Origin of the sequence: Neorhizobium populisoli, from assembly GCF_019430945.1 — a bacterium.
GTDB lineage: Bacteria > Pseudomonadota > Alphaproteobacteria > Rhizobiales > Rhizobiaceae > Neorhizobium > Neorhizobium populisoli.
The window spans coordinates 506,614-520,576 of the sequence record NZ_JAHYCB010000005.1 but is presented as its reverse complement, the minus strand read 5'-3'; the positions used below and the strand labels follow the sequence as shown (position 1 = coordinate 520,576).

General features: G+C 60.1%; 16 protein-coding genes. 5 read left to right on the top strand and 11 right to left on the bottom strand.

Annotated elements, in window-relative coordinates; translation table 11 throughout:
* Window positions 1–40 precede the first annotated feature (40 nt).
* From KX729_RS16710 to KX729_RS16700, 3 genes are all read right to left on the bottom strand, one after another.
* Window positions 41–577, bottom strand: coding sequence for an SRPBCC family protein (locus KX729_RS16710; RefSeq protein WP_219743591.1), 537 nt, complete (start codon window positions 575–577; stop codon window positions 41–43).
* Entirely contained in the window at window positions 574–990 is a 417-nt protein-coding gene (locus tag KX729_RS16705) for an ArsR/SmtB family transcription factor (RefSeq protein ID WP_219743590.1), read from the bottom strand. Before KX729_RS16705 ends, KX729_RS16710 begins: the two co-directional genes overlap by 4 nt.
* 81 nt (window positions 991–1,071) lie before the next feature.
* Window positions 1,072–1,974 carry an AraC family transcriptional regulator gene (locus KX729_RS16700; RefSeq protein ID WP_219743589.1) on the bottom strand — a complete coding sequence of 301 codons (903 nt, stop codon included), beginning with the start codon at window positions 1,972–1,974 and terminating at the stop codon, window positions 1,072–1,074.
* Window positions 1,975–2,321: 347 nt separating this feature from the next.
* Here KX729_RS16700 and KX729_RS16695 point away from each other — a divergent pair, with 347 nt between their 5' ends.
* On the top strand, window positions 2,322–2,690 hold the full coding sequence (locus KX729_RS16695) for an Atu4866 domain-containing protein (protein WP_219743744.1): 369 nt from the start codon (window positions 2,322–2,324) through the stop codon (window positions 2,688–2,690).
* Between the two features lie 250 nt (window positions 2,691–2,940).
* Here the strand turns inward: KX729_RS16695 and KX729_RS16690 are convergent, their stop codons facing one another.
* From KX729_RS16690 to KX729_RS16680, 3 genes are all read right to left on the bottom strand, one after another.
* Window positions 2,941–3,141: a hypothetical protein gene (locus KX729_RS16690; RefSeq protein WP_219743588.1), complete on the bottom strand. Its 201-nt coding sequence runs from the start codon at window positions 3,139–3,141 to the stop codon at window positions 2,941–2,943.
* Window positions 3,142–3,198: 57 nt separating this feature from the next.
* Window positions 3,199–4,893, bottom strand: coding sequence for an adenine deaminase (gene ade, locus KX729_RS16685; RefSeq protein WP_219743587.1), 1,695 nt, complete (start codon window positions 4,891–4,893; stop codon window positions 3,199–3,201).
* 82 nt (window positions 4,894–4,975) lie between these two features.
* Window positions 4,976–5,935 (bottom strand): threonine ammonia-lyase, encoded by a 960-nt coding sequence (locus tag KX729_RS16680; protein WP_219743586.1) that lies wholly within the window; start codon window positions 5,933–5,935, stop codon window positions 4,976–4,978.
* A 99-nt stretch (window positions 5,936–6,034) separates the two neighbouring features.
* Between KX729_RS16680 and KX729_RS16675 the strand changes: the two genes are divergently transcribed.
* Together KX729_RS16675 and KX729_RS16670 are read left to right on the top strand one after the other, a co-directional pair.
* On the top strand, window positions 6,035–6,496 hold the full coding sequence (locus KX729_RS16675) for an Lrp/AsnC family transcriptional regulator (protein ID WP_219743585.1): 462 nt from the start codon (window positions 6,035–6,037) through the stop codon (window positions 6,494–6,496).
* 137 nt (window positions 6,497–6,633) lie between these two features.
* Window positions 6,634–7,164, top strand: coding sequence for a dihydrofolate reductase family protein (locus tag KX729_RS16670; RefSeq protein ID WP_219743584.1), 531 nt, complete (start codon window positions 6,634–6,636; stop codon window positions 7,162–7,164).
* A 194-nt stretch (window positions 7,165–7,358) separates the two neighbouring features.
* Here the strand turns inward: KX729_RS16670 and KX729_RS16665 are convergent, their stop codons facing one another.
* Together KX729_RS16665 and KX729_RS16660 are read right to left on the bottom strand one after the other, a co-directional pair.
* The gene (locus tag KX729_RS16665; RefSeq protein WP_219743583.1) at window positions 7,359–8,465 is read right to left on the bottom strand and encodes a branched-chain amino acid ABC transporter substrate-binding protein; all 1,107 of its coding nucleotides are present in this window, start codon (window positions 8,463–8,465) and stop codon (window positions 7,359–7,361) included.
* Window positions 8,466–8,768: 303 nt separating this feature from the next.
* Window positions 8,769–9,209: a MarR family winged helix-turn-helix transcriptional regulator gene (locus KX729_RS16660; protein ID WP_219743582.1), complete on the bottom strand. Its 441-nt coding sequence runs from the start codon at window positions 9,207–9,209 to the stop codon at window positions 8,769–8,771.
* A 278-nt stretch (window positions 9,210–9,487) separates the two neighbouring features.
* Between KX729_RS16660 and KX729_RS16655 the strand changes: the two genes are divergently transcribed.
* Window positions 9,488–10,327, top strand: coding sequence for an alpha/beta fold hydrolase (locus KX729_RS16655; RefSeq protein WP_219743581.1), 840 nt, complete (start codon window positions 9,488–9,490; stop codon window positions 10,325–10,327).
* 63 nt (window positions 10,328–10,390) lie between these two features.
* Here KX729_RS16655 and KX729_RS16650 read toward each other — a convergent pair whose 3' ends face one another.
* Window positions 10,391–11,137, bottom strand: coding sequence for a sulfite exporter TauE/SafE family protein (locus tag KX729_RS16650; protein ID WP_219743580.1), 747 nt, complete (start codon window positions 11,135–11,137; stop codon window positions 10,391–10,393).
* 235 nt (window positions 11,138–11,372) lie between these two features.
* Here KX729_RS16650 and KX729_RS16645 point away from each other — a divergent pair, with 235 nt between their 5' ends.
* On the top strand, window positions 11,373–11,870 hold the full coding sequence (locus KX729_RS16645; RefSeq protein ID WP_219743579.1) for an RICIN domain-containing protein: 498 nt from the start codon (window positions 11,373–11,375) through the stop codon (window positions 11,868–11,870).
* A gap of 25 nt (window positions 11,871–11,895) precedes the next feature.
* Here the strand turns inward: KX729_RS16645 and KX729_RS16640 are convergent, their stop codons facing one another.
* Together KX729_RS16640 and aptA are read right to left on the bottom strand one after the other, a co-directional pair.
* Entirely contained in the window at window positions 11,896–12,246 is a 351-nt protein-coding gene (locus KX729_RS16640; protein ID WP_025602794.1) for a DUF2185 domain-containing protein, read from the bottom strand.
* Window positions 12,247–12,307: 61 nt separating this feature from the next.
* Window positions 12,308–13,633, bottom strand: a complete 1,326-nt coding sequence (aptA, locus tag KX729_RS16635) for an omega-aminotransferase AptA (protein WP_219743578.1) — start codon at window positions 13,631–13,633, stop codon at window positions 12,308–12,310.
* Window positions 13,634–13,963 lie beyond the last annotated feature (330 nt).

Here is a 13,963-nt window from a genome sequence, read left to right as displayed (position 1 = left end):
TCCCCGCAAGGGGGAAGAAGGGAGATCGCGGCAACGAGGATCACTCCGCGGGAATGAGCCGGTCATAATCTTCCTTCAGACGCGACCACCCCGTCCAAAACGCTTCCGGCGTCTTGCCGCTCACGCGGGCGACGAGGATGTCGAGATGCATGTGCCAGCCGGCGCCGACCATGATCATGTTCTTGCGATCGGAAATGCGCTTGTGGGTAACGGTCAGCAGGACTTCGGAGCCGACCGGTTTAAGCTCGAATGAGACCTCGCCACGTGGCGGCCAGGTGAAGACGAGGCGGTGCGGCGGATCGAGTTCCAGGAGCTCGGCGGTCATCTTGTGCTCGTCGGGAAAACCTTCCGGCTTGCCTTCGGCCGTGCCGGTCAGTTCGTCATTGCGCCAGGTCAGTTCGAAGGAACCGCCCGGAGCTTCCGGAATGATGCCGGAGGCCAGCCAGCGGCGGCGCAGCTCACTGTCGGCGAAATAGGACCAGACGTGCTCGATCGTGCCGGGCAACCGGCGCTGGATTTGAAGGGTAAGGGGCTCGGTGACGACACCAAAGCCATTGGACAACGTCATGTCGTTCATTGGTCTTCTCCTGTTTTTGGTTTGGGTTCGGTTTCAGAGGTCTGGGGGGCGGTGGATTTGCTGGCCTTCGCCTCGGCGTCCTTGCGAGCATCCTCGCGAAGCAGGCGTTCGAGGATGTCGAGCCGGTTGGTCCAGAAACGTTCGTAGAAGGCGAGCCATTGGTGCGCCGTGGCGAGTGGGGCTGCCTCGAGACGGCAGAGATGGGTGCGGCCGTGGATCTCCCTGCGGATCAGGCCGGCGCCTTCCAACACCTTGATATGTTTCGAAGCGGCGGCGAGCGACATTTCATGCGGCTCAGCCAGCTGGCTCACGGTGCGTTCGCCATCCGCAAGCTCACGCAGCATGCGACGACGGGTAGCATCGCTGAGCGCGTGGAAGACTGTGTCGATCTGTTGTGTGCGTAATTCAACCATGTGGTTGAATATGCAGATATGGATTTCGATTGTCAACCGATTGGTTGAATGTTTTTCGTGGAAAGCGATGAGCTGGTGATTTTAGGCCTGGGCGTAGCGTGCCGGTTCGTTGCGCAGGCGGGTGATGTCCTGGATCGGGGGAGCGCCGAACAGGCGACGATATTCGCGGCTGAATTGGGAAGGACTGTCGTAACCGACCTGGTGGGCGGCGGTGGCGGCATCCAGGGCGCCGCCGAGGATCAGCCGGCGGGCTTCCTGCAGGCGAAGCTGCTTTTGATATTGCAGCGGGCTCATGGCGGTCACTTGACGGAAATGCTCATGCAGGGAAGAAGTGCTCATGCGCGCTTCGCTCGCCACCTGCTCGATGGAGAACGAGCCGGCGTAATTCTGCCGAATCCAGGCGATCGCTCGATTGACCTGCTGCAGCCGGCTTTCCGGCGAAAGGATCTGGCGGATCATCTGCGCCTGACCGCCGCGCAGCAGCCGGAACATCAGCTCGCGTTCGATGAGCGGGGCAAGAAAGGCGATCTCGTCCGGCCGCTCCATAAGCTGGGCCAGGCGGATCGCGGCGTCGAGGAATTCCGTCGTCGTGTGGCTGAGGCCGATGCATTTGCAGCGGCTGGCCGGGGCGTTGAAGGCGTCCGGCATCTCGACCAGCATGTCGCTTAAAAGCTTCAAGTCGAGATCGAGGCGGAGGCAGAGATAGGGCTCATCCTCCGTCGCCTCCAGAACCTGGCCGGTGACCGGCATATCGACCGATACGACGAGATACTGGCCCGGCGTATAGCGAAAGATCTCGTCGGCCAGCATGACCTGTTTGGCACCCTGCGCAATGATACAGACGGCTGGCTGGTGAAGGACATGCAGGGGCTCGGTCGGCGTCGACATGCGGATCACCGACAGGCGCGGTATTGCGGTTTCGAAGACGCCGTCCTCATCGGTGTTTTGTGCAATCAAGCTGGCGAGCTGAGCGAGCCTGTCCATCTGAAACTCCTGACGGTTCCGCAATGCCTCTGGAAAGCAGCGATTTCTGTGCTGTGGTATGGATCAGATAAGTGGCTCGCGCCAGCATTTCAAATCGGCTTCGGAGGATTGTGCAGTCATGCCGGAGGACTGATCTACCGCATGATCGAAGCCTTCCCCCATATTCCCTCGCGTCCAATCGAGAAAGACGGACGGAAAAGGAGATGGTCATGGCGAACTTCCAGCACCTGCTTGAAAGCCCCTTCCGGTGGCTTGCCCATTGGGATCACAAGGTTCTCACCTATCTCAACGGCCCGGCCAAGATGAAGCATTCCCGCCGCGACGGACGCTTCGCCGGACCTATCTCAATGGTTAGGCGCGCGCTTCCGGCGAGCCGTGGCGCGCGCAGCCTGCTGACATTCGCAGCGCTTGCGGCTTCCATCACATTCATCGCGACGTTGACGGCCTTCGCGCACGACATAAAAGACGAGGAAAAGATCATGAGCGACCATCCCTATGCCGGCATGTGGGTGACGGATGACAATCATGTCCGTCACGAGCTCCTGCCGAACGGACGATATGTCGAGGCACGCGGCACTCGCGAGCGGGCCTATGAGGGTCAATACTGGGTCAAGGGTGACCATATCGACTACAAGGACGATACCGGCTTCACCGCCGACGGCGATTTCCGCGACGGCGTGCTGTATCACGGAGGCATGGTATTTCGGCGGAGGTAGTCAGCCGATCAGCCTGTCGTAATCGGCGTGAGAGCCGATCCAGAACCAGATGAAATCCTCTCCGTTCTGGATGGCCAAAGCCTCCAGGACTTTCCAACTCTGGCCGACCAGAAACGGCCGATTCGTTTGAAATGCAGGGATGGGGGTCTCGGATCGCTTTTCAGAAGCTCGAAATTGTCATCGGCGAGTTTTTGAATGTGCTGCGGCAGCCGGTCGTATTCGTCCCAGAACGCGACCGTTGCGTGGTGTTTCACAACGACCGCGTCTTTCCTGCGCGGAAATCGGCAAGGGCCTTATCCGCCAATGCGTCGAGTTTGCCTGCGCCCGAGTCGGCTGCGATCCGCTCATCCCAGCGGGCTGCCTGAAATTCTTCGAACCATGCAGAAAAGGCCTCAAATTCCTTCGGGGCGAGTTCTGAGACTGATTTTTCGATCTGCTCAAGCTTGGTCATGGGTCTGACCTCGTTCGCGACGAATATAATCGGTCAGTCGCCAATCGCAAAGCAGTCTCAAATCAGCATGAACCGGTCGACATCCACCATGCCCTTGTCGGAAATCTTCAGGTGCGGGATGACCGGCAGCGGCAGGAAGGCGACTTGCAGGAACGGTTCTTCGAGTTGTGTTCCAAGGGCATAAGCCGCCTTTCTCAAGTGGTGCAGCGTGTCGCGGACCACTTCGTAGGGCTCGAGGCTCATCAGGCCGGCGATGGGCAGGGCGATTTCGCCGGTGACCTTGCCGTCTTCCACCACCACAAAACCGCCGTGGATTTCGCCAAGCCGATTGGCCGCCAGCGCCATATCGTCCTCGTTGACGCCGACGACGCAGATATTGTGGCTGTCATGCCCGACGGTGGAGGCGATAGCGCCTTTCTTCAGCCCGAAACCCTGAACGAAACCATTGGCATGGTTGCCGTTCTTGCCATGCCGCTCGATGACGGCGACCTTGATGATGTCGCGGGAAAGATCGAGGTCGGTCTGGTTGCCCTTCGAGGGAAGCCGGTAGCGGCGGTGTTCGGTGATAATCTTGCCGGGCATGACGCCGATGACCGGCGTCTCGCCTTCGGTCGTCGGCACGCCGAAATGCATAGCCTGAACCGGTCGAGCCTTGACGCTGTCGAGGCCGACGGGCGCGACGGGCTTGCGGGTGTCGAACAGTTCCGGTGTCACCTTGCGGCCGGCGGAAAAGACCATCTCCGCCTTGCAGTTGGCGAGCGTATCGATGACAACAAGATCGGCCCGCCAACCGGGGGCGACGAGGCCGCGGTCGCGCAGGCCGAAGGCTTTTGCCGCCGAGATCGAAGCGGCGCGATAGATCGCCAACGGCTCGATGCCGTTCTTGATCGCGGTGCGGATCATATAGTCGAGATGACCCTGCTCGGCGATGTCGAGCGGGTTGCGGTCGTCGGTGCAGAGCGCCAGATAGGGCGACAGGCGCTCGGTGATAATAGGCATCAGGGCGTGCAGGTCTTTCGAGACGGATCCTTCGCGCACCAGGATATGCATGCCCTTGCGGATCTTTTCGAGCGCTTCTTCGGCGGTGGTGCATTCGTGCTCGGTGCGGATGCCGGCGGCGAGATAACCGTTCAGGTCGTTGCCGCGAAGCAGCGGGGCGTGGCCGTCGATATGGTCGCCGTAAAAGGCGTCCAGCTTGGCGAGGCAGACCGGATCCTTGTGGATGACGCCCGGGAAATTCATGAACTCGGCAAGGCCGATGACCTTTGGGTGGTTACGGAAGGGCAGCAGCTTTTCGATCGGCAGGTCGGCGCCAGCGGTTTCCAGATGCGTGGCGGGTACGCAGGAGGAGAGCTGAACGCGGATATCCATGATGGTTTCGAGCGAGGACTCCAGGAAGAATTTTATGCCCTCGGCGCCGATGACATTGGCGATCTCGTGCGGATCGCAGATCGCGGTCGTCACGCCATAGGGTAATACGCAGCGGTCGAATTCATGCGGGGTGACGAGCGAGGATTCGATGTGCAGATGCGTGTCGATGAAACCCGGCACGACGATCTTTCCCGAGATGTCGATTTCGGTCTTGCCCTTGTAGGTACCGCAGGTGCCGACGATCCGGTCGCCGCAGATGGCGATGTCGGAGGTGATCATTTCTCCGGTCACCAGATCGAAGAACCGGCCGTATTTCAGCACGATATCGGCCGGTTCGCGGCCGGTGCCCTGGTCGATAAGGGTTTCGAGGCGGTTGGTCATGGCGGCTCCTCGCGCTGAATCAATCGCCTAACCTAGCTGTTCAGTGTAAAAACTGGGAGAGGCGATTGATAGGTGCGGGAGATCAGGCGATACCGGCGCGGACATTGCCGCCGCAAAGGATGGTGGCGACCGTTTTGCCTTTGAGGGGAGCACCGTTTTCCAGAAGCCCGGCAATGCCGGCGACACCGGCTTCCTCGACGACGAGGCCATAGTGGATGCGGCAGAAATCGCGCGCTTCACGGATTGCCGCCTCGCTCGCTTCCCAGACATCATCGACCGTGGTTTTCATGCAGTCCAGCGCATAAGGCACGCATTCGCGCACGGCGATGCCGTCGGCGGCGGTGGCGGCGGTTTCGGTGGAGATCAGCCGGCCGGTTTCCCAGGACTGTTTCATAGCCGGTGCATTGGAGGCGACGACGCCGATCACCTTGCAGTTCGGCGCCTTGGCGCGGATCCAGGTGCCGATGCCGGTCAGCAGGGCACCGTTTCCGAGCGGCACGAGGATGGCGTCGAGGTTGATGGCCTGGCGGTCGAGGCGTTCGGTGATTTCCAGCGCGATCGTGCCTGCACCTTCGGCTATAGGGCGCAGCGCGCCGTCTTCCACGAAGGGGCAGCCGTGTGTTTCGGCATAGGCGCGGGCGGCTGCCTTGGCGGCATCGAAGTCGCTGCCTTCCAGTCGCACTTCGGCACCGAGCCGACGCATCGCTTCCACCTTGCCGGGGTTGGCGGTGGTGGCGGAAAAGATCACCACCTTGCGGCCGCGTGCCCGTCCGGCGTAGGCGAGGCCCTGGCCGAAATTGCCGGCGGAGGCGGAGACTACCGGATGATCTCCCAGTGGCTCGTTCTGCATCCACCAGTCCGTGCCACGTCCCTTGAAGGATCGGATCGGGTTCAGCGTTTCCACTTTGGCAAAGAGACGGACGCCGAGCGCGGTATTGGCCGTCTGCTGTTCGATCAGCGGGCTGTTCAAAAAGACGGGATTGATGCTTCTGGAGGCAGCGAGGATACCGTCAGCGGTAGGGTGTGGCTGGTTCTGTGTCATGGCGTTAAGATGCCAGCGAAAATCCGGTGAGATTCCCGAAGTTGTGCCTTTGATCAGGAATATTTCCCGATGAGTATTTCAAAACCAGGAACTTTTCTCATGGCGCTAACCAAGGCCGATCGCGAAATCCTCAAGCTAATGCAGCAGGATGCGACGATCACGCTGAACGAACTTGCCGAGCGTGTCGGCCTGTCGCCATCCTCCGCGCAGCGACGGCTCCAGAAACTTCGGGAAGACAAGGTGATCCTGCGGGATGTCTCGATCGTCGATCCGAAAAAGGTCGGCGCGGCGGTATCCATGCTGGTCGAGGTGGAGCTGGAGCGCGACCGGCCGGAACTGATGCCGCCCTTCCTGCGCTGGGTATCCGATACGCCGGAAGTGCAAGAGGCCTGGGGTACATCCGGACGGGGCGATTTTACGCTGGTTATCCTCGTTCAGTCGGTCGAACATTTCGATGCGCTGGCGGACCGGATGATGGAGATGAACCCGAATATCCGGAAGTTCACGACGAGCGTCGTGTTGAAGACGCTGAAGCGGACATTGGCGGTGTATGTCGAGTGACGAGAGTGTCGACCGCGATCGGGAGGTTGGCCAAGCGGGAGGCTTCAGCAGTTTAGTCGGTGATGAAGCCTGCAAGATTGTAACCGGCTTCGTTTCTGCGTAGCTTCGGCAAGGTCTTTGGGAGGAGAACCTGCAACATGGCAAAGCTCGTATTCGCTTTGAATCAGTCGCTGGATGGTTATGTTGATCATACGGCATTCGCACCGGATCCCTTGCTCTTTCGCCATTTCATCGAAGACATAAGCAGTTTGGCCGGCTGCCTTTATGGCCGCCGCATGTATGAGGTGATGCGCTATTGGGACGAAGAACATCCCGAATGGGACGAGGAACGGCGTGAGTATGCGATAGCGTGGCGGAAGCAGCCGAAATGGGTCGTGTCGCGCACCCTGACATCGGTCGGGCCGAACGCCACCTTGATCTCTGACGATCTTGAGACAGCGGTGCGCGGTTTGAAAGATCGGCTGGATGGCGAGATCGAAGTTGCCGGACCCGAACTGGCGCAAGGCATGACTGAGCTTGGCCTTGTCGATGAATACCGTCTTTATATTCACCCCTATGTCGTCGGTCACGGCAAGCCGTTCTTCGCCGGTCCGCGACCGCCGCTACGGCTTGTGGCGAGCGACCGGTTTGGCGCGGACGTGATCCGGCTGACATACGTTCCGGCATAGGGGGCGCCAGAGCGGAGCGGGCTTGGGCGGGTTTGTTCGACGTCATTCTCGCCCCTCTGGTGAGGATCTAACCACGTTTGATGTGGACAGATGCCCGGTACAAGACAGAGCATGACGGAGGAGGATGCTACAGGCGTCACCGGAAATAAAACGGGCGCCCGAAGGCGCCCGCTCTTTTTGCGATCTGAACGATCTTACTCGGCGGCGACGATCTTGCCGTCTTCCCACTTGAAGAGTGAGAAGCTCTGCGAGGTAAGGTCGCCGGTTGCGCCGTAGGTGAGTTTGCCGATGGCGGTTGGGATGGCTTCGCCGCCCTTCAGCGCCTTGGCGACGGCGTCGGCATCCTTGGCACTCTTGGCCTTCTCGATGCCGGCCTTGATGACTTCGACGGCGGCATAGGCGTTCAGCGTGAAAGCTTCGGCCGGGATGTTGCGGGCGGCGAGCGCTTCGGCTGCAGCCTTGGAATCCGGGTTCTTGGTCGCGTCGGATGCATTGGTGAAGATCGTGCCGGCGGCGGCCTTGGTGCCGATATTCCAATATTCGCTGTTCGACAGGCCGTCGCCGCCGATGATCGTCGCCTTGACGCCGAGATCGGAGAGCTGGCGGGCGAGCAGGCCGCCTTCCGGATGGTAACCGCCGAAATAAATGACTTCGACACCCGCGGACTTCAGGCGGGTCGTCAGAGCGCTGAAATCCTTATCGCCAGCGGTGACGGCATCGTCGACGACTTCCTTTACGCCGCCGGCATTGATTGCGGCCTTGAAAGCGTCTGCGAGGCCTTTGCCATAGGCGCCCTTGTCGTTGATGATGGCGACCTTCTTGCCCTTGAGGTTCTTCACGACATAGTTGGCGGCAACCACGGCCTGCTGGTCGTCACGGCCGCAGGTGCGCAGCACGTTGGTCAGGCCGCGGGTGGTGAGGGCGGGGGTCGTCGCGGTCGGGGTGACCATCAGCACGCCGTTTTCAGCCAGCACGTCGGAAGCCGGCATGGCGACGCCCGAGGTGACCGGGCCGACCACGAAGCGGATGCCTTCGCCGACGATCTGGTTGGCGGCGGAAACGCCCTGCTTGGGCTCGGCGGCGTCATCGGCGGTCTTCAGCACGACCTTCTCGCCGAGAATGCCGCCCTTCTTGTTGATTTCGGCGATCGCCGTCTCGGCGCCGTTCTTCACCTGGTCGCCATAAGCGGCAACCGGGCCGGTCAGCGGCGCGATGAGGCCGATGACGATATCGGCATGCGCCAGCGAAGCGAAGGAAAGCGAGGCGAGGGCAGTGGCGCCCAGAAATGTCTTGAGGTTCATTTTGGTCTCCTTGGGTGGGGCCGGAAAAGCCCGCGGTCAACGTCGCATCTCGAACCTGCCGTCTTCCGAGCCCCAAGAGTTCCTCCCTGGGTTCGCGCCAAAAACGAAGCAAGCGATGCGGACGATGCCGTGCCGAGCCATATTTGGCTTTCGGTGGGCGGCAGCAAACTGTGTAAAAATTCGGCCGGGATTCCGCAAGAAGATATCAATCCGGCATCGATTTTTATCGTTTTTGTGAAAATGCCGTGGGTTGTCGCGCTGGATCGGACGAGAACTCTAAAAATCACGCGTTTCAGGCAATTCTTATGAACTGCCCTCAAGTGCTCCGATCAGAGCCTGGACCTGGCGGTTGAAGGTGGAGAATTCCTTCAGGCTCATGCCCGACCGCTCCAGCAGCGCCTGTCCGAGACACTGGCTTTGGTCGACCAGCGCGTGGCCGGCTTCTGTGAGCCAGACATGCACCTGACGCTCGTCTTCTTTGCTGCGGCTGCGTTCAACGAAGCCCGCTTGTTCGAGCCGTTTGACCGGAGGGGTGATGGTGCTCGATTCCAGCGACAGTCGGTCTGCGATCGTGCCGACCGTGCTGCCATCATTTTCCGACAGCGTGCTCAGGACGAGGTATTGCGGGTAGGTTATGCCCATTGCATCAAGCATCGGTTTGTAGGTGCGGTTGATGGCGATGTTGGCTGCATAGAGCGAAAAACACAGCTGTTCATCGAGTGGATAGGGCTTATTGTCCGGCATGGTCTGTCTCGTGCGGTCCGTTTTCTGGAATGCTTCTAACATAAAAATATTATCGCGATAAAGATTTTTGTAGACAAGGGTTAAAAGCTGCGCTAGCTTTTGATTATCGCGATAACAAATATCGAGATAAAGAAATTCGGATTATCCAGAGGCGTCGTTCAAAGAGGCGACATCGAAGGCGGCTATCACAGCCAAATGGCGGGCCTGTCGCGATCGCGCAGCAGAACCAGTCCATCACGTCGACATCGTTCAGAGATCACTTTGAGAGGAAAAAGACCATGAGCAGTAACTTCATCACCACCCAGGACGGCACGCAGATCTTCTACAAGGATTGGGGTTCGAAGGACGCCCAGCCGATCGTTTTCCATCACGGCTGGCCGCTTTCCGCCGACGACTGGGACGCCCAGATGATCTACTTCCTCGGCCAGGGTTATCGCGTCGTCGCCCATGACCGCCGTGGCCATGGCCGCTCCAGCCAGACCGATATCGGCAACGAGATGGATACGTATGCGGCCGACGTCGCAGCCGTCGTCGCGCATCTCGACCTGAAGAATGCCTTCCATGTCGGCCACTCGACCGGCGGCGGCGAAGTTGCCCGCTACGTCGCAAAGCATGGCGGCAATGGCCGCGTCGGCAAGGCAGTGTTGATGGGCGCCGTACCGCCGATCATGCTGAAGACGGAAAATAATCCGGGCGGTCTGCCGCTCGAAGTGTTTGACGGTTTCCGCACCGCTCTTGCCGCCAACCGCGCCCAGTTCTTCCGTGATGTTCCGGCCGGCCCGTTCTACGGCTTCAACCGCGAAGGTGCCCAGGTTTCCGAAGGCGTCATCCAGAATTGGTGGCGTCAGGGCATGATGGGCGGCGCCAAGGCCCATTACGATTGCATCAAGGCCTTCTCGGAAACCGATTTCACCGAAGACCTGAAGACGATCGAAGTTCCGGTTCTCGTCCTGCACGGCAGCGACGACCAGATCGTGCCGATCGCCGACTCCGCGATGCTCGCCATCAAGCTGCTGAAGCAGGGCACGCTGAAGGTTCTGGAAGGCCTGCCGCACGGCATGGCAACCACCCATGCCGACACCGTCAATGCCGAGCTGCTGGCCTTCTTCAAGGCCTAAGATTTGCACAGATCGAAAAGAGGGCTCGCCGTATCACGGCGGGCCTTTTTTCAATTCAGGTATTCAGAACAGCGGGCGGAGCAGCATTTCCGTGCCGAGCACCAGCAGTGCCATCAGAAACCAGCGGCGGAAGGTCGGTGGGCTAATCCTGTCGCGAGCGATCTGGCCGATCCACATGCCCATGAGGGCAGGGACGAGCGCCAGCGCCGACATGCCGAGATTTCCCGGATCATATGCGCCGCGTAGCGCCAGGCCTGCCGCCAGCGCGATCGTTGAGATTGTGAAGGATAGTCCGAGCGACTGGATGAGGTCGTCCTTTTCCAACCCCAGCGCCTGCAGATAAGGGACGGCCGGAATGACGAAGACGCCGGTGCCGCCTGTGACGACGCCGGTCACCAGGCCGATGACGGGTGACAGCCACGGCTCCATATGGGGCGGGACCCGCAGCTGGCGGGCAAACAGCGTATAGACGGCATAGATCACCAGCGCGGCGCCGAGTGCGGTCGTGGTGACGCTGGTATTGCCGCCGGTCAGGAGCGACGATCCGGCGATCGTGCCGATCAGGATGGTGAGCATCATCGGCCACAGCCGCTTCAGCACCGTGCCGAAATGCGGGCCTGAGAAGAGCTGCCAGATATTGGTGACCAGGGACGGCACGATCAGCAGACTTGCCGCGGCGAGCGGCGAGATCATTGCGCCGAGCACACCCATGGCCACGGTCGGCAATCCCATGCCCGTTATGCCCTTGACGAAGCCGGCAAACACGAAGGTGGCGGCGATCGCCGAAAAAAGCATGAGCTGATTGTCCATTCCGTCTTTCCGTGTGGCCGGCGGCGATTTGAAACAGATGACAGACTTGAATCAGGTGGCCTGCAAAAGCCAGACAAGACGATATCCGGGATTGCTTCAAGCGTTCTGAAAAACTGGCGTCACTGAAAAGAGCCGGGCCGGGTATAAATGGGCTTTTTCAGGTATTGCGTACGTATTGTTAATGAGCAATTCGTAATGTCCCAACGTTTCCTCTCTCCGTCCAAAGGACAAATTCATGAAAATGACGCTGGCCGGCTTTTCCGTTGCCGTGACGATGCTTTTCGGTCTTGCACCGGCTGCCCAAGCCCAGGAATTTCATTCCCTTTCCACTCAATGGAAAGGCGCCGGCATGCCGCTCGATATCTTTAATGGCGGTGATACCAACAACTATGCCCATCTTGCCAAGAAGGGCAATTTCTCCGGCCAGATGTGGAAGATCACCAAGGACGGCAGCTGGTATCGCCTGACGACGCAGTTCCGCGGCAACAAGATGTGCCTGGATGTCGACAATGGCGGCGATCTCAACAATTTCGTCAGCCTGACCCCCTGCGGCGACTTTTCCGGCCAGTCCTGGAAGCTTTCGGAAACCGGCGAAAAGGGCTGGTATCGCCTGACGACGCAATTCCGCGGCGACAAGATGTGCCTCGACATCGTCAATGGCGGGGCGCAGGACGGCATGGCCCATCTGGTGGCCTGCGGCAATTATTCGGGACAGCTCTGGCGGATTGATTGATCGGCGTCTGCGGCCCTCTCCGCCGTCAATCGTCGCGCGGCTCCCAATTCTCGACAGGGACGAACTGTTCAGTCTCCGCCGGCCTCTCAAACACGCTGCCTTCAGGCTCTTCGAGAAACGGGATGATGCTGGGATCGTAATTGGCGATGGTGTTGACGTCATAGGCGCCGTGGTTTTCGGCGTTGTCCATGTAGTCTTCACTCTCGAATCCAGACAGGAAGCGCCAGCCGCTGTCGAGTTCGTGGTCCGGCGGTTCGCGATACATGAAGCGTACCGGATAACCTTCGACGGTGATCATGTCGGTGGCCAGGCACCCACCATGGCCGGTCGCCAGCGGTTTGATGTCGTCAGCCTTGATCCGAAATTGTTTGGTCATGATGAAATCCTGTCGTTGAACGGCCCGGCTCTGAAACCAGAGCCGGGCCGGCTATACAAGATCAAATGCCGTTCGTCAGGATCTCGCGCAGCTTGCCGACGATCTCGTCGATCTGATGCTTTTCGACGATCAGCGGCGGCGACATGGCGATCGTGTCGCCGGTGGTGCGGATCAGCAGGCCGTCTTCATAGGCCTTCAGGAAGGCGGTGAAGGCGCGCTTGGTGGGTTCGCCGGCGATCTGGTCGAGCTCGATCGCACCAATCAGGCCGATATTTCTGACATCGATGACGTTTTTGACGTCCTTCAGCGAGTGCAGTGCATCTTCCCAATAGGGGGCGATGTCGCGGGCGCGTTCGAACAGGCCTTCTTCCTTGTAGGTTTCCAGCGTCGCGAGACCTGCGGCCGAAGCAATCGGGTTGCCGGAATAGGTATAGCCGTGCATGAACTCGATCATGTGCTCGGGGCCGGTCATGAACGCGTCGTGGATTTCCGAGGTAACGAAGACGGCCCCCATGGGGATGACGCCGTTGGTCAGGCCCTTGGCGGTGGTGATGATATCCGGCGTCACGTCGAAATACTGGGCGGCGAACGGCGCGCCGAGACGGCCGAAACCGGTGATGACTTCGTCGAAGATCAACAGGATGCCGTGCTTGGTGCAGATTTCGCGCAGCTTCTGCAGATAGCCCTTCGGCGGGATCAGCACGCCTGTGGAGCCGGCGACCGGCTCCACGATGACGGCGGCGATGGTCGAGGCATCGTGCAGGGTGACGATGCGTTCCAGTTCGGTTGCCAGATCGCCGCCATGCTCCGGTTCGCCACGGGTAAACGCGTTCTTGCCCGGAAGGTGAGTGTGCGGCATGTGATCGACGCCGGTCAGAAGCGTGCCGAACATCTTGCGGTTGGCGACGATGCCGCCCACCGAGATGCCGCCGAAATTGACGCCGTGATAACCGCGCTCGCGGCCAATCAGGCGGGTACGCGAGCCGTTGCCCTTCACCCGATGATAGGCGAGCGCCACCTTGAGCGCAGTCTCGACGGATTCGGAGCCGGAATTGGTATAGAGGACGTGGTTCATGCCTTCCGGGGCGATATCGACCAGCCGGTTGGCGAGCTCAAAGGCCTTCGGATGGCCGAGCTGGAAGGCGGGTGCATAATCCAGTTCGCCGGCCTGTTCGCGGATCGCCTCGGTGATCTTCGGGCGGCAGTGGCCGGCATTGACGCACCAGAGGCCGGCGGTGGCATCGAGCACCTGGCGGCCGTCATGCGTCTGGTAGTGCATATCCTTGGCGCTGACGAAAAGGCGGGGTTCCTGCTTGAACTGGCGGTTGGCCGTGAACGGCATCCAGAAAGCGCGGAGGTCGTTTGGCGTGTTGAGGCGGTTGGACATGCTGTTCTCCACTGGCCATTTTCGGCTGTTTCCGAGGGCCATTCCCGATCGGCGGCTTTGCGCCGGTTTTTTGACTGCATGGTCAAATTATCAGGGGGAACACGGCCGTCAACCGGCTTTCCGAGCGGCAGCGCTTGGCAGCAACATGGCAATATCGGATTTGCGTCACGCGCTTGCTGGAATGCGCAGCAGCCGACGACAATACGGGCAAGACGACCCGACAGCCCAAGATCGCGGACCTGCGCAGATTGTCCATCGCGGCAAAGAAAGAGCCCAGCCGACGGCAATGCATGCCTCGGCTGGGCTCAAGTCAGCGGTGACATCATGTCA

What these genes read in the sequence shown, in the direction of transcription:
- KX729_RS16710 (WP_219743591.1), bottom strand. Translation starts at nt 577, where the DNA reads ATGAACGACATGACGTTGTCCAATGGCTTTGGTGTCGTCACCGAGCCC.
- KX729_RS16705 (WP_219743590.1), bottom strand. Translation starts at nt 990, where the DNA reads ATGGTTGAATTACGCACACAACAGATCGACACAGTCTTCCACGCGCTC.
- KX729_RS16700 (WP_219743589.1), bottom strand. Translation starts at nt 1,974, where the DNA reads ATGGACAGGCTCGCTCAGCTCGCCAGCTTGATTGCACAAAACACCGAT.
- KX729_RS16695 (WP_219743744.1), top strand. Translation starts at nt 2,322, where the DNA reads ATGGTTAGGCGCGCGCTTCCGGCGAGCCGTGGCGCGCGCAGCCTGCTG.
- KX729_RS16690 (WP_219743588.1), bottom strand. Translation starts at nt 3,141, where the DNA reads ATGACCAAGCTTGAGCAGATCGAAAAATCAGTCTCAGAACTCGCCCCG.
- ade (WP_219743587.1), bottom strand. Translation starts at nt 4,893, where the DNA reads ATGACCAACCGCCTCGAAACCCTTATCGACCAGGGCACCGGCCGCGAA.
- KX729_RS16680 (WP_219743586.1), bottom strand. Translation starts at nt 5,935, where the DNA reads ATGACACAGAACCAGCCACACCCTACCGCTGACGGTATCCTCGCTGCC.
- KX729_RS16675 (WP_219743585.1), top strand. Translation starts at nt 6,035, where the DNA reads ATGGCGCTAACCAAGGCCGATCGCGAAATCCTCAAGCTAATGCAGCAG.
- KX729_RS16670 (WP_219743584.1), top strand. Translation starts at nt 6,634, where the DNA reads ATGGCAAAGCTCGTATTCGCTTTGAATCAGTCGCTGGATGGTTATGTT.
- KX729_RS16665 (WP_219743583.1), bottom strand. Translation starts at nt 8,465, where the DNA reads ATGAACCTCAAGACATTTCTGGGCGCCACTGCCCTCGCCTCGCTTTCC.
- KX729_RS16660 (WP_219743582.1), bottom strand. Translation starts at nt 9,209, where the DNA reads ATGCCGGACAATAAGCCCTATCCACTCGATGAACAGCTGTGTTTTTCG.
- KX729_RS16655 (WP_219743581.1), top strand. Translation starts at nt 9,488, where the DNA reads ATGAGCAGTAACTTCATCACCACCCAGGACGGCACGCAGATCTTCTAC.
- KX729_RS16650 (WP_219743580.1), bottom strand. Translation starts at nt 11,137, where the DNA reads ATGGACAATCAGCTCATGCTTTTTTCGGCGATCGCCGCCACCTTCGTG.
- KX729_RS16645 (WP_219743579.1), top strand. Translation starts at nt 11,373, where the DNA reads ATGAAAATGACGCTGGCCGGCTTTTCCGTTGCCGTGACGATGCTTTTC.
- KX729_RS16640 (WP_025602794.1), bottom strand. Translation starts at nt 12,246, where the DNA reads ATGACCAAACAATTTCGGATCAAGGCTGACGACATCAAACCGCTGGCG.
- aptA (WP_219743578.1), bottom strand. Translation starts at nt 13,633, where the DNA reads ATGTCCAACCGCCTCAACACGCCAAACGACCTCCGCGCTTTCTGGATG.